The following is an 11,984-nucleotide window of genomic DNA, read 5'->3' on the forward strand; positions in this document are numbered from 1 at the left end:
GAGGAACCATGCGCGTCTTCGTCGCCGGAGCGACTGGAGTCATCGGTCGACGGTTGCTGCCACTGCTCAGCCTCAAGGGCCACGAAGTCGTCGGCCTCGCCCGCTCGGCCAGTACCGCGATCGCGGTCCAAGATCTCGGCGCCGACGTCGCTCGAGCCGATGCGCTGGACTCCGGGATGCTGGCGCGCGTAGGAGCCAACCGCGTCGTCACCCAGGGCCTGGCCTGCGTCTACGACCCGCACAGGTGGGTGCCTGCCACGGAGGCTTCGCCGTGGTGGCGAAACCCGCCAAGTCAGTTCGCGCCCGTGCTCGGCGCTTTGCGAGAGCTCGAGGAGCGCACCAAGCGAGCCGGCGGCCTTGTGTTGCGACTGGGCCAGCTCTACGGCCCGGGCACGATGTTCGCACCCGACGGGTCGTTGGTACGCCAGGTCCAGGCAGGAAAGCTACCCATCGTCGGGTCCGGTTTCGGGACCTTCTCCTTCCTCCACGTCGACGACGCGGCCGCGGCCGTCGCCGCGGCGCTCGACAGTTCCGCCACCGGCGCGCTGAACATCGTCGACGACGAGCCGGCCCCGGTGCGCGAGTGGCTGCCCTTTCTGGCCGAGCTGCTGGATGCGCCCGCCCCAAGACAGGTTCCCGTGGCCCTGGCCCGACTGGCCGCCGGCGGCTGGGGAGTCGCTTGGATGACCCAGCTGCGCGGCGCGTACAACATGCCCGCCCGATACACCCTCGACTGGCGCCCCCAGCATGTGACGTGGCGACAGGGATTCGCCACGGAACTGGCCCGCGCGACCCAACGCTGAGGCGAGCGGCGCCGCCCGAGCCGATTCAGCAGCGTCCACAGCCGACTGTTGCTTCGAGCAACACCACCTCGCACCTCTTGCCGGTTCCCGGCAAGCAAGGCGTTCCGACCTTCGCCGAAGGTGTCACTACCCGGCGAGGCGGTTTGGCGGCAAGGTCAGAGGTGCCCGTTCAAGCATCCGGGAGTGTCATGGAGTCCCTCATCGCCACCCGAAGTGAGTTGCTCGACCGCCGGCGGCGGGCGGTCTTCGTTGCTCAGGGCCGCGATCTGCTGAAGGACAAGCGAACAGCGCTGGTGCGGGAGTTCCGGCAGCACCGCACCGAGCTCCTGGACGGTCTGGAGCAGCTGCGGAGTCTCGCGGTCCAGGCCCGGCAGCGTGTCGATCAGGCGACCGCGATCTGCGGCCCGGAGGCTCTCGGATCGGGTGCTCTGGTCGCGGCGACCGGGATCGGCGCGGACCTGCAGTCCCGGGCCGTGGCAGGGGTCCAAGTGTTCGAGCTGCGCCACGATCCCGTCCGCCGCAATCCCGCGACCCGCGGCTGGGCTCCTGCCCTGGTCTCCGCCCAGCTGGACGCAGTGGCGGCGGTCTACGAGGAGCAGCTCGAATGGCAGCTCGACCTGTGCGCGGTCGAGCTGAGCGTACGCCGGCTGGCCACCGAGCTCGCCCGGACCACCAAACAGGTCAATGCCTTGGACATCACCCTCACGGACTCTCCTCCTAGCGAACGACGTCCCGGTGACGTGGATGTGGCGATCTCTGATACAGGTAGTGGGCCCTACGAGGCCGGGTGGCGGTCCACGGCGAGCCTGGCCGCGCAGGCGCCGCGTACGGCGGCGGTGTGCGGCGCCGGAGCTGTTCGGATCGGAGCGGACAGTCGTTTGGCGATTCGGTAGGTGACGGCCGGGCGCAGAGCGCCGCCGCCGGTGAGGAGTGGACCTCGGTCAAGTGCGTCGACCACCTGGGGGCCGCAATCCCGGCGCAGAAGATCGGTCACCATGTCGCCGACGGACGTGGCGAGGTCGTCGCCCGTACTGCCCCTGCCAAAGTCGCTGATGCCGAGTGGATCGCGACGTGCTTCGATCAGCGAGCCGTTGCTCAGGACTGCCACCTCGGTCAGGTCGGCTCCGAGATCGACGACGAGGAGAGGTTCGACGAGGTCGGCGCCGGCTCCGAAAGCAGCGGCCTTGACACTCTCGATGGTCAGTACGGCGCCCGGCTGGAGTACGTCGATCGCCGTGAGCGCGGCAAGTCGGTCGGCGACGGTCGCCAGGACTGGCATGGTCATGACGACGAGCGCCGGGCGGTCACCGGGAGCCCCGCGGCTGTTGATCAGGCGAGCGAGAATGCGGCTCGCGCCGACGGTATCGACGATGCTGCCTCGACGAACGGGGTAGCCGAGTTCGGCGGGCGTGATGGTGGGCGTGTCCAGGACCAGGCCGCGGTCGGGCATCCAGGCATGGGTCTGCGCACTACCGAGATCGAGTGCGAGGCATCGGCGGCTGGACGAGCCGCGACTGCGTCGCCCTGCTCCGAGCTGCGAGAGCGCGGTCATTGCGTTCCTCTCATGACCCGGTGGCAGGGAGTGCAGTAAGGAGCCTGCGGGTAGCTCCACAGGAGTTGGAGGCTGATGGCACGACCGCATCGACTGCACCTGCCGTACCGCCCTGCGTCCATTTTGGCCAGCGCTACCTCGATTTCCTCAAGCGCCGCACGTGCTGCCACTGCGAGTTTGCGACTGACCTCGATGTGCGGCGTGGAGCCTGCCCCGGAGGCGCCCAGGCTGCTTCCTCCGGCGATCTCGCCCAGCTGCTGCAGCCGGAACCGCCGGTGCTCTTGCAGGGTCGCACGGAGCTTGCGAAGGTCGGCGTCGCCGAGCAATTGGTTGCCGACCGCCGCCAAGTGTGAAGCGCGCCGGATCCGTGCGGCGTGCCCGGTGAGGTGCTGGGTCCTGCCCGTGGTCATCTGGATCGAAGTCCTTTCGAACTGCCCCGGGATGATGACAGCCGGCGTGCGCCAAGGAGGCATCGCACACGCCGGCTGAGTGGACGCTGGTCGGGTTGGTGACTGCGTCGTACCACCACCATGGCCCAAGCCCTCGCCGCAGACCATCGGGCCTGACACCCATTTGTGCCGGGCGCGCCGTGTCACCTCGGCCTCGAACCTTGCCGGACGGCGCATCGGCGAGACCCAGCCCTCCTACCCAGCCGCATTCGACCGGTGCGCCGTCACAGCAACGCTCAGTCCCAAAATATGTCGTAGCACGACAGAAGCCAGGGTTCGCCGCGAGGTTGCCGATACCCGGCAACCACGGCATCCGACCTTCGCCGACCGGACCCGTACCGTGTCCGCGCGCCCGGCGCGATGGTGGCTTTGTGCGAATCGGAAGCCGGCCGCAGGTGTCCGCGGCTGAGTGATCTGTCGTGCAGAGGAGGTTTCGATGAGTCATCTGGATGAGGCCGCGCCGCCCAGCAGACCACGTGGCCGAGCTGCCCTCGACCTGCAGTGGTTTCGCAGCGAGCTCGAGTTGCAGCGTCGATTTCGTCTCGACCAGCTCACCGACCTGTCGTTTGAAGCGGCAGGCGTCGCCGACGACGGCCAGGCCGAGGTGACCGCCGCGCTGATGACCGGCGCCAGAGCCGTTCTGGCCGAGATCGACGCCGCTCTCTTCCGCCTCACGATCGGCTCGTTCGGCGTGTGTCAATGTTGTCGTCGCGCAATCCCCGTCGACCGGCTGCAGGCTATCCCGATGGCCGGCCTTTGCCTGACATGTCAGTACGCCAAGGAATCACAACGGCCGGACATCGTGGACATCTGGGGCGCAGATTCGTTCCCGGCCAGCGATCCGCCGGCGAACTGGTGAGCCGACGCCTGGCGGCAGACGACCTGTTGAGTCCTTCCCTACGGAGCAGAAATGATTGTCCTGGATGTGGTGCTTGTCGCCTTGGTCGTCGGCGTGATCGGAATCGCGGCGAGTATGCGGGTGGTCAGGCAGTTCGAGCGGGGAGTGGTGTACCGGTTCGGCCGGGTCCTTCCGACGGTCCGCCGGCCCGGCTTGGTGCTCCTGGTGCCGATCGTGGACCGGCTGCAGAAGGTCAACATGCAGATCATCACGATGCCGGTCCCCGCGCAGGACGGCATCACTCGCGACAACGTCACGGTCCGGGTGGATGCCGTCGTGTACTTCAAGGTGATCGATCCGGTGCGCGCGGGCGTCGATGTCCAGGACTACATGTCCGCGGTCGGTCAGGTCGCGCAGACCTCGCTGCGATCGATCATCGGCAAGAGCGAGCTCGATGATCTGCTCTCCAACCGGGAGCGCCTCAACGAGGGCATGGAGCTGATGATCGACAGCCCTGCCGTGGACTGGGGTGTCCACATCGAGCGCGTGGAGATCAAGGACGTCGCACTGCCGGAGGCGATGAAGCGGTCGATGTCGCGTCAGGCCGAGGCGGAGCGCGAGCGTCGTGCCCGCATCATCACCGCGGACGGCGAGTTGCAGGCGTCGGAGAAGCTGGGGCAGGCGGCCGAGGTGATGTCGAACCATCCGGCGGCGCTGCAGTTGCGGCTGCTGCAGACGGTCGTCGAGGTCGCAGCCGAGAAGAACTCGACGCTGGTGCTCCCGTTCCCGGTCGAACTACTCCGCTTCCTCGAACGGTCGACTCCTCCCGAGGCCGCCAAGTCGAGTGGCGCCCGCGTGCCGGAGAACACCGAGCCGGCGGCCGACGACGCCGTACCGGCCCTGACGACCAGAGCATCGGGATCGGCGTTGGCTGGAACGCCGGAGACCGCCGGGTTGGCACAACCACAGTGGGGCGGACTACCCACAGGTTGTGCCGACCCGGCGTGGCAACCCTGAGGGCATCGTCGGCCTGGCGTTGCGTGGCCTGCGATGCCGGCGTAACGACAGGTGCTCGAGATCCGGTAGGCCGTGAGGTGCGGCGCGGCTGCACTGGGCGACGACGCGTTGTGCCTGGCCTGGCGGGCCAGCTTTTCCGCCCTGCAGAAGGCCGGCTCGGCGGCAGAACGGCGCCACCGGTCGTTCGTCCAGGATTCGATCCGCGAGCACCTGCGTTGGAAGGGTGTGGAGTGGTCAACTGGCGCGTTGCTGGCAGGCGACGCAGAAGCGTACGTAGGGCAGGATCTCGAGGCGTTCGACGGGAATGGCGGATTGGCAGTCTACGCAGGTGCCGTAGGAGCCGTCCGCCAGCCGGCTTCCGGCAGCGTCGATCTCTTCGAGCACGCGCCGGATCGCGGCGGTCTGGGCGTCCTGCAGGCCGCTGTCCGGGTGCGGCGCGGACTCCTCGATCGCCCTGAGTTGGGTGAGGCGGGAGTTGCGCTCGTGCGCCAGCCGCTGGCGTGCTTCGTGCTTGGTGAGTTGCTGGGTGCGGCCCGTGTCGGTGGTCATCTACATCGGATCCTTTCAAGGGGACGGCAACGGGAGGCCGGCGTACGCCCTGGAGGTCCACCCGCGTACGCCGGCTGCCTGCGTCGCCCGTCTTGAGGCTCGTGACTTGGTTCTGTCACCACCATCGGCGATGCTGCGACCGTTGACCATCGAGCCTGACACCCATTTCGCGGGCGGTGAGAGCTGTACGCAGCGGTCGGCAGATGAGGGTCAGGCCGGATCGACCCGCGGCGACCCAGGAGGCAAGCTGGACTGCGTGCCACGTCGACTGCCTTCGAGCCCACCACCTGCTGCCCGTCGGCCGAGTCAATCTCCGGCGACGAAGGAAGGGGTGCCTGCGGTGCCTTTGTTCTGGCGCATTTTCGCGCTGAACGCGTTAGTGCTTGCCGCCGCCACAGCTTTGTTGCTGTGGGCCCCGGTGACAGTGTCTGTTCCGGTGCTGTTCACCGAGGCGCTGGTGCTCCTGGGAGGCTTGGCCGTGATGTTGGTCGCCAACGCCGTACTGCTCCATGTGGGGCTGGCTCCGTTGGACCGGCTGAGCCGCCGGATGGCCACGGTTGACCTGCTACGACCCGGGCAGCGCCTGCCGGTCGCCGGGCGGGGTGGTGTCTCGCAGTTGATCACCGCCTTCAACGACATGCTCGCGCGGTTGGAGGCTGAACGTGCCATGAGCAACACTCGAGCGCTGTCCGCCCAGGAGGCGGAGCGCCGGCGGATCGCGCAGGAGCTCCACGACGAGGTCGGCCAGAGCCTCACCGCAGTCCTGCTGGAACTGATCCGCGCAGCAGAACGCGTGGACGATGACGAGCTGCGTGCGGACCTGCGCCATGCTGAGGAGACGACCCGCGACAGCCTCGACGAAGTACGGCGGCTGGCGCGCAGGCTGCGGCCCGGTGTGCTTGAAGATCTGGGGCTGGTCAGTGCGTTGACAGCGCTGGTCACCGACCTGTCCACGCACACCGGTCTCGCGATCCTGCATCAGTTTCAGCCTGGTCTGCCGGCGCTCGACGAGCAGGCCGAACTGGTCATCTACCGGGTTGCGCAGGAGGGACTGACCAATGTCGCCCGGCACGCCGAGGCCGCTCGCGTCGAGATCTCTCTGCGCCACAGTGCGGACGTTGTGAGCCTGCGGATTCGTGACGACGGCCGCGGCATCGGCCTGGCCCACGAGGGAGCCGGAATCCGTGGCATGCGTGAGCGTGCCCTGCTGGTCGGCGCCACACTCGAGGTCGGCGTCTCGCCGACAGGTGGTGTCGAGGTGAACCTGTCGGTGCCGCTCGACCGGAACGGAGCCTGAACATGGCCGCACCGGAAGCGATCCGCATCCTGCTCGCCGATGATCATGTCCTGGTACGACGCGGCATCCGGCTGATCCTGGACGGCACACCGGGCCTCCAGGTGGTCGCCGAAGCCGGCGATGGCAAGGAGGCCGTGGACCTGGTCCGGACCACCGAGATCGACCTGGCGATCCTCGATATCGCGATGCCGCGCATGACCGGCCTGCAGGCCGCCCGTGAACTGTCGTCGCGCCATCCCGACCTGCGGATTCTCATGCTGACGATGTACGACAACGAGCAGTACTTCTTCCAGGCGCTGCGGGCCGGCGCGGCGGGTTACGTGCTGAAGTCCGTGGCCGACCGTGATCTGGTGGAGGCCTGCCATGCCGCGATGCGTGGGGAGCCGTTCCTCTACCCGGGGGCGGTGAACGCGCTGATCCGCAACTACCTGAACCGGGTCCGGCTCGGTCAGGCGATCCCGGAGCAGATCCTGACCGCCCGTGAGGAGGAGGTCCTCAAGCTCGTCGCCGAGGGGCATTCCTCCAAGGAGATCGCCGAGATCCTGTTCATCAGTATCAAGACGGTCGAGCGGCACCGGGCGAACATGCTCCAGAAACTCGGTCTCCGCGACCGTTTGGAGCTTGCCCGCTACGCAATCCGGGCCGGCCTCATCGAGCCCTGACCACGGACCGGCCGCGAATGGTCGCCCAGGGCCTGAGCAGCTTGCCGATGTCCGGCAACAACGGAGGGTGACCTTCGCCGGGGGAACACCTACCTGGCACTGACACGGGAGCGGCATCGTTGGCTCGTGTGGCCGCGCCGACGGGCGATCGCGCCGCCGCCATTCGTTGTGACGAGGAGGTGAGCCGGCCCGTGGGAACGACCCAGACCGGCGACGATTCCCTGAACGAGCAGTTGACGCATGTCGGCGCCCATCAGGACCGGCCGTGGTCAGTGGCGGGCAGAGCCGGCCCCTCCGAATCCGCCTTTCCGCGGCGCCGTCTTGGCACGGCAGTTGTGCGGTGGCTGACCAGCACCGATCACAAGCTGATCGGGCACCTGTATCTGATCACGTCGTTCGGCTTCTTCCTGATCGGCGGTGTGATGGCGCTGGTCATCCGCGCCGAGCTCGCCGAACCGGGCCTGCAGATCGTGAACGAGGAGGTTTACAACCAGCTCTTCACCATGCACGGCACGATCATGCTGCTGCTGTTCGCGACCCCGCTGTTCGTCGGCTTCGCGAACGTGATCATGCCGGTCCAGATCGGCGCCCCGGACGTCGCGTTCCCGCGGCTGAACATGTTCAGCTATTGGCTGTTCCTGTTCGGCGGGCTCATTGCCTTCAGTGGGTTTCTGACCCCTGGAGGGGCAGCGGACTTTGGCTGGACCGGTTACGCGCCGCTGTCCGACGCCGTGCGCTCGCCGGGTATCGGCGGTGATCTGTGGATCATGGGCCTGTGGATGGCCGGTCTGGGCACCATCCTGGGTGCGGTCAACTTCGTCACGACGATCATCACCATGCGGGCGCCGGGTATGACGATGTTCCGGATGCCGATCTTCTGCTGGAACATCCTGGTGACGTCGATCCTGGTGCTGATCGCCTTCCCGATCCTGGCCGGCGCGCTGCTGATGCTCGCCGCAGACCGGATGCTCGGAGCGCACGTCTTCGATGCCGCGAACGGTGGGCCATTGCTGTGGCAGCACCTGTTCTGGTTCTTCGGGCATCCCGAGGTGTACATCATCGCGCTGCCGTTCTTCGGCATCGTGACCGAGATCCTGCCGGTGTTCAGCCGCAAGCCGGTCTTCGGCTACATGGGTCTGGTCGGGGCAACCCTCGCGATCGCGGCGTTGTCAGCCACCGTGTGGGCGCACCACATGTTCGTCACCGGCGCGGTCAGCTTGCCGTTCTTCTCGTTCATGTCGTTCCTGATCGCGGTGCCGACCGGGGTGAAGTTCTTCAACTGGATCGGCACGATCTGGGGTGGTTCGGTGTCGTTGGAGACGCCGATGCTCTGGTCGATCGGCTTTATGACGACCTTCCTGTTCGGCGGTCTGACGGGGGTCATCCTGGCCTCGCCGGTCCTGGACTATCAGGTCACAGACACCTATTTCGTGGTCGCGCACTTCCACTACGTCGTGTTCGGCACCGTGGTGTTCGCGATGTTCGCCGGGTTCTACTTCTGGTGGCCGAAGTTCACCGGCCGGATGCTCGACGAGCGGCTCGGCAAGCTGCACTTCTGGCTGCTGTTCATCGGCTTCCACACCACGTTCCTGGTGCAGCACTGGCTCGGCGTCGAGGGCATGCCGCGGCGCTACGCCTCGTACGGCGCCAACGAGGGCTTCACCACGCTGAATCAGGTGTCCAGCATCGGCGCCTTCCTCCTCGGTGCCTCGACGCTGCCGTTCCTTTACAACGTCTGGAAGTCGCGCAAGGCGCCGCTGGTGGGCGTGGACGACCCCTGGGGCTGGGGCCGCTCGCTGGAGTGGGCGACCAGCTCGCCGCCGCCGCGGCACAACTTCGACCGGCTGCCTCGGATCCGGTCCGAGAGCCCCGCGTTCGACCTGCACCACGCAGACCTCGCGCTGGCCGAGTACCCGGACAACCGGGCGCCGAAGGACAACCTGCTCGACGCCGGTGAGGACCGGGGTCGAGCAGAGCACCTCGAGCAACAAAAAGGCTTCCACGACAGATGACGTCGACGATTGACGCGCTGCTCCTCCAGGCCACCCAGATCTGATTCCTTGGTCGGCAGCGGCGTCAGGCGCGGCGGCTCGGGGGCGTCAGGAACAGTGCGCGATCGCGCCAGATCACGACGATGGACAGGACGAGCAGTACGCCGGTCTGGATCACTTTGGTGTCCGGATGCGTATTGAAGAGCTCGTTGCCGAAGTTGGCGGCGAGGTGGAAGACGATCGCGACCAGGACGCTGCGGCCACCGCGGTAGTACAGCCAGTTCATCAGGATGAGGAACGGGATCAGCGATACGGCGTAGTTGAGGCTGTGGATCCAGCCCTCGTCCACGACCTCTGCCTGGTAGTAGCCCTTGATGAAGCCGAGCGGCACATGCCACAAGACCCACACGACACCGAACACCAGGGATGTCCACAGGACGTTCATCCGGGACGCGAGCGAGTCCGTGCCGTAGGTCTTCCAGGCAAGCTCCTCCAGGACGGGCGCCAGGAGGAGGACTATCCAGGCCGGCCTCAGGCCCGCGGTGAACGAGAAGCTGTCCCGGAGCCGGAACTGGGAGATGTCGTAGCCGAACGGGATGGAGATCGCGGTGGCGACGAGGAGGGAGACGGGGAGCAGGAACAGGGCCGCGCCCCAGATCCAGGTCGGCGCGCCTGGCGGCGACACCAGACGCGTGCGGACGTCGCGGGTGAGCCCGTCCTTGCGGATGAACCAGATCGCCACGAGCACGGGCGCGACCAGACCGGCCAAGGCGAGGCCGGTCATGGTGCCGAGGGTGAGCCGGCTGGTGTCGGGCCGGTGCGAGAGCCAGGCGGTGGTGAACCACAGAGCCCACGGGATGGCCGTGGCGAGGACATAGAACGCCACGGGGTGCCGGTATCGGCTGACGTTCAACAGCGCATTGGATGACGTGGCAGCCTGGTGATCGACTGCGCGAGCATTCATCGGTTCTACCTTCCAGAGTGCGGCGGTGACGGCTTCGCGTCGTCCACCCAGGGACTAGACGCTGAAGCCCGATGATTTACGAAACACCATCTGTAGCGTTTCTATTCCCCTGAGGGAACTCCGCTCGGGCGGCGATCCGAATCTGAGCACCTCAGCCAGGTACCGGCTCAGGCCGCGGCCGGCTACGCCCGTCCTCGGCAGTGGCCTGCGAGACCTGGGCGCCGCGACGTAAGTCGCCACGCCGCGCGTGCGAGGATACTTAACCGCTCCCATGAGGCTGTCAATTCGCAGCACCAGGGCGAAACTGTGTGCGCGCCACATAAACAGGGCGCGCACTGTGGCCAGCTAGGACATAGGACGGTCTGCGTTGCGGCCCTAGGTTCCCCCCATGAATCGAAGTGACGCGGGCGGACGGGCCGGGGCGGTGATCACGACCGCGGGGTTGAGTAAGTCCTTCCGCGGCTTCACTGCCGTGGACAACGTCGACTTGGCCATCGCCGAGGGAGATGTGCATGCGCTGGTTGGGCCGAATGGTGCCGGCAAGACGACGCTGTTCAACCTGCTGACCGGGTTCCTCAAGCCGACCGGGGGCCAGATCAGATTGGGCGGGCAGGAGGTCACCGGGTCGTCGCCGGAACGGATCGCGCGATTGGGTGTGGCCCGCTCGTTCCAGATCACCAATCTGTTCGAGCAACTGACCCTGCAGCAGCATGTGGAGTTGGCGTTGCTGAGCACAACAAAGCTGAGCCACAGGTTCTGGGTGTCGGATCGGGTGCTGACCAGGTTCCACGATCGCGCCGGCGATCTGCTCGACCAGGTGGGTCTCATCACGCATCGCGACGTACCGGCCGGAACGCTTGCCTATGGGCAGAAGCGAGCGCTCGAGCTCGCGCTCGCGCTCGCTCTCGATCCAGCCGTGCTGCTCCTCGACGAACCGACGGCCGGTATGGGGCTGGAGGACGTCGAGCGGACGGTCGAACTCATCAGGCGGATCCGCGCAGATCGCACTGTCGTTCTCGTGGAGCACAACATGAGTGTCGTGGCAGGCCTCGCCGACCGCGTCACAGTCCTGCAGTTCGGCCGGATCCTGACCGAGGGGACGTACGACGAGGTCCGCAACGACTCGCGGGTGATCGAGGCGTACCTGGGCGGTGAGTCCGCTGCTTGAGGTGCAGGGGATCAACGCGTCGTACGGCGAGGCGCAGGTGCTGCGCGAGGTGTCGCTGGATGTTCAGACAGGCGAGGTGGTCACGCTGGTCGGCCGCAACGGCGCCGGCAAGACGACGCTACTGCGCTGCCTGATGGGGCTCCATCAGCCAACGGCGGGGGTGGTGACCCTGGACGGCACCGACATCACCGGACTGGCGGCCCACCACCGTGCGCGTCGAGGTCTGGGTCTGGTGCCGGACGACCGCGGAATCTTCGCCAGCCTGACCGTCGAGGAGAATCTGAGGCTGCCACCGGCCGTCGGTGACGGCGCCTGGTCCGCGGACCGGGTGTACGAGTCGTTCCCGGTGCTGAAGCAACGCCGCCGGTTCCCGGGAACCAGGCTCTCGGGTGGCGAGCAGCAGATGCTCGCCATCGCCCGCGTACTCCGGATGGGCGCCCGGCTGCTGTTGTGCGACGAGCCGACGGAAGGACTGTCGCCCGTGCTGGTGCGCCAGATCGGCGACATCTTGCGGGATGTCAAGGCATCCGGGGTGACCGTGTTGCTCGTCGAGCAGAACGTCCGGTTCGCCTCGACCGTTGCCGATCGCCACTATCTGCTCGCCCAGGGCCGGGTCGTGCAGACGTTGGACAACACCGAGGTCAAGGAACGAGAGCACGAGTTGCTCGAGTACCTCGGTATCTGACCCCACCTT

Annotated in this window: 13 protein-coding genes; 9 read left to right on the plus strand and 4 right to left on the minus strand. The window is 67.0% G+C overall.

The window, feature by feature from the left end:
• The first annotated feature begins 8 nt into the window (after window positions 1-8).
• Both ACIBGM_RS06110 and ACIBGM_RS06115 read left to right on the plus strand, forming a co-directional pair.
• Window positions 9-803 (plus strand): NAD-dependent epimerase/dehydratase family protein, encoded by a 795-nt coding sequence (locus tag ACIBGM_RS06110; protein ID WP_360538071.1) that lies wholly within the window; start codon window positions 9-11, stop codon window positions 801-803.
• A gap of 188 nt (window positions 804-991) precedes the next feature.
• On the plus strand, window positions 992-1,696 hold the full coding sequence (locus tag ACIBGM_RS06115) for a V-type ATP synthase subunit D (protein ID WP_360538073.1): 705 nt from the start codon (window positions 992-994) through the stop codon (window positions 1,694-1,696).
• Here the strand turns inward: ACIBGM_RS06115 and ACIBGM_RS06120 are convergent.
• Together ACIBGM_RS06120 and ACIBGM_RS06125 are read right to left on the minus strand one after the other, a co-directional pair.
• A complete protein-coding gene (locus ACIBGM_RS06120; RefSeq protein ID WP_396384650.1) occupies window positions 1,579-2,355 on the minus strand; it encodes a rod shape-determining protein in 777 nt (258 codons plus the stop codon). The two genes, ACIBGM_RS06115 and ACIBGM_RS06120, sit on opposite strands and share 118 nt — an antisense overlap.
• Window positions 2,352-2,981, minus strand: a complete 630-nt coding sequence (locus ACIBGM_RS06125) for a TraR/DksA family transcriptional regulator (protein ID WP_396384651.1) — start codon at window positions 2,979-2,981, stop codon at window positions 2,352-2,354. Before ACIBGM_RS06125 ends, ACIBGM_RS06120 begins: the two co-directional genes overlap by 4 nt.
• A 259-nt stretch (window positions 2,982-3,240) precedes the next feature.
• Between ACIBGM_RS06125 and ACIBGM_RS06130 the strand changes: the two genes are divergently transcribed.
• Together ACIBGM_RS06130 and ACIBGM_RS06135 are read left to right on the plus strand one after the other, a co-directional pair.
• Window positions 3,241-3,663 (plus strand): TraR/DksA family transcriptional regulator, encoded by a 423-nt coding sequence (locus ACIBGM_RS06130; protein WP_360538079.1) that lies wholly within the window; start codon window positions 3,241-3,243, stop codon window positions 3,661-3,663.
• 51 nt (window positions 3,664-3,714) lie between these two features.
• Entirely contained in the window at window positions 3,715-4,659 is a 945-nt protein-coding gene (locus tag ACIBGM_RS06135; protein ID WP_360538081.1) for a slipin family protein, read from the plus strand.
• A gap of 234 nt (window positions 4,660-4,893) precedes the next feature.
• Here ACIBGM_RS06135 and ACIBGM_RS06140 read toward each other — a convergent pair whose 3' ends face one another.
• A complete protein-coding gene (locus tag ACIBGM_RS06140; RefSeq protein ID WP_360538083.1) occupies window positions 4,894-5,208 on the minus strand; it encodes a TraR/DksA C4-type zinc finger protein in 315 nt (104 codons plus the stop codon).
• A 418-nt stretch (window positions 5,209-5,626) separates the two neighbouring features.
• Between ACIBGM_RS06140 and ACIBGM_RS06145 the strand changes: the two genes are divergently transcribed.
• The 3 genes from ACIBGM_RS06145 (at window position 5,627) to ctaD (ending at window position 9,179) form a co-directional block, all read left to right on the plus strand.
• Window positions 5,627-6,505 (plus strand): HAMP domain-containing sensor histidine kinase, encoded by an 879-nt coding sequence (locus ACIBGM_RS06145; RefSeq protein WP_360538085.1) that lies wholly within the window; start codon window positions 5,627-5,629, stop codon window positions 6,503-6,505.
• A 2-nt stretch (window positions 6,506-6,507) separates the two neighbouring features.
• Window positions 6,508-7,167 (plus strand): response regulator transcription factor, encoded by a 660-nt coding sequence (locus ACIBGM_RS06150; protein WP_360538087.1) that lies wholly within the window; start codon window positions 6,508-6,510, stop codon window positions 7,165-7,167.
• A 335-nt stretch (window positions 7,168-7,502) separates the two neighbouring features.
• Window positions 7,503-9,179 carry a cytochrome c oxidase subunit I gene (gene ctaD / locus ACIBGM_RS06155; RefSeq protein ID WP_396384912.1) on the plus strand — a complete coding sequence of 559 codons (1,677 nt, stop codon included), beginning with the start codon at window positions 7,503-7,505 and terminating at the stop codon, window positions 9,177-9,179.
• A gap of 64 nt (window positions 9,180-9,243) precedes the next feature.
• Here ctaD and ACIBGM_RS06160 read toward each other — a convergent pair whose 3' ends face one another.
• Window positions 9,244-10,044, minus strand: coding sequence for a CPBP family intramembrane glutamic endopeptidase (locus ACIBGM_RS06160; protein ID WP_396384652.1), 801 nt, complete (start codon window positions 10,042-10,044; stop codon window positions 9,244-9,246).
• 466 nt (window positions 10,045-10,510) lie between these two features.
• On the opposite strand from ACIBGM_RS06160, the gene ACIBGM_RS06165 reads away from it, so the two are divergent.
• Both ACIBGM_RS06165 and ACIBGM_RS06170 read left to right on the plus strand, forming a co-directional pair.
• Window positions 10,511-11,290 (plus strand): ABC transporter ATP-binding protein, encoded by a 780-nt coding sequence (locus ACIBGM_RS06165; protein ID WP_360538091.1) that lies wholly within the window; start codon window positions 10,511-10,513, stop codon window positions 11,288-11,290.
• On the plus strand, window positions 11,274-11,975 hold the full coding sequence (locus ACIBGM_RS06170) for an ABC transporter ATP-binding protein (RefSeq protein ID WP_360538093.1): 702 nt from the start codon (window positions 11,274-11,276) through the stop codon (window positions 11,973-11,975). Before ACIBGM_RS06165 ends, ACIBGM_RS06170 begins: the two co-directional genes overlap by 17 nt.
• The last annotated feature ends 9 nt before the right edge of the window (window positions 11,976-11,984 follow it).

This window comes from Kribbella sp. NPDC050470 (genome assembly GCF_044458365.1).
In the GTDB taxonomy this organism is placed as follows: Bacteria; Actinomycetota; Actinomycetes; order Propionibacteriales; family Kribbellaceae; genus Kribbella.

Coding starts and splice junctions, on each gene's coding strand:
- ACIBGM_RS06110 (WP_360538071.1), top strand. CDS start 9: ATGCGCGTCTTCGTCGCCGGAGCGACTGGAGTCATCGGTCGACGGTTG.
- ACIBGM_RS06115 (WP_360538073.1), top strand. CDS start 992: ATGGAGTCCCTCATCGCCACCCGAAGTGAGTTGCTCGACCGCCGGCGG.
- ACIBGM_RS06120 (WP_396384650.1), bottom strand. CDS start 2,355: ATGACCGCGCTCTCGCAGCTCGGAGCAGGGCGACGCAGTCGCGGCTCG.
- ACIBGM_RS06125 (WP_396384651.1), bottom strand. CDS start 2,981: ATGCGCCGTCCGGCAAGGTTCGAGGCCGAGGTGACACGGCGCGCCCGG.
- ACIBGM_RS06130 (WP_360538079.1), top strand. CDS start 3,241: ATGAGTCATCTGGATGAGGCCGCGCCGCCCAGCAGACCACGTGGCCGA.
- ACIBGM_RS06135 (WP_360538081.1), top strand. CDS start 3,715: ATGATTGTCCTGGATGTGGTGCTTGTCGCCTTGGTCGTCGGCGTGATC.
- ACIBGM_RS06140 (WP_360538083.1), bottom strand. CDS start 5,208: ATGACCACCGACACGGGCCGCACCCAGCAACTCACCAAGCACGAAGCA.
- ACIBGM_RS06150 (WP_360538087.1), top strand. CDS start 6,508: ATGGCCGCACCGGAAGCGATCCGCATCCTGCTCGCCGATGATCATGTC.
- ACIBGM_RS06165 (WP_360538091.1), top strand. CDS start 10,511: ATGAATCGAAGTGACGCGGGCGGACGGGCCGGGGCGGTGATCACGACC.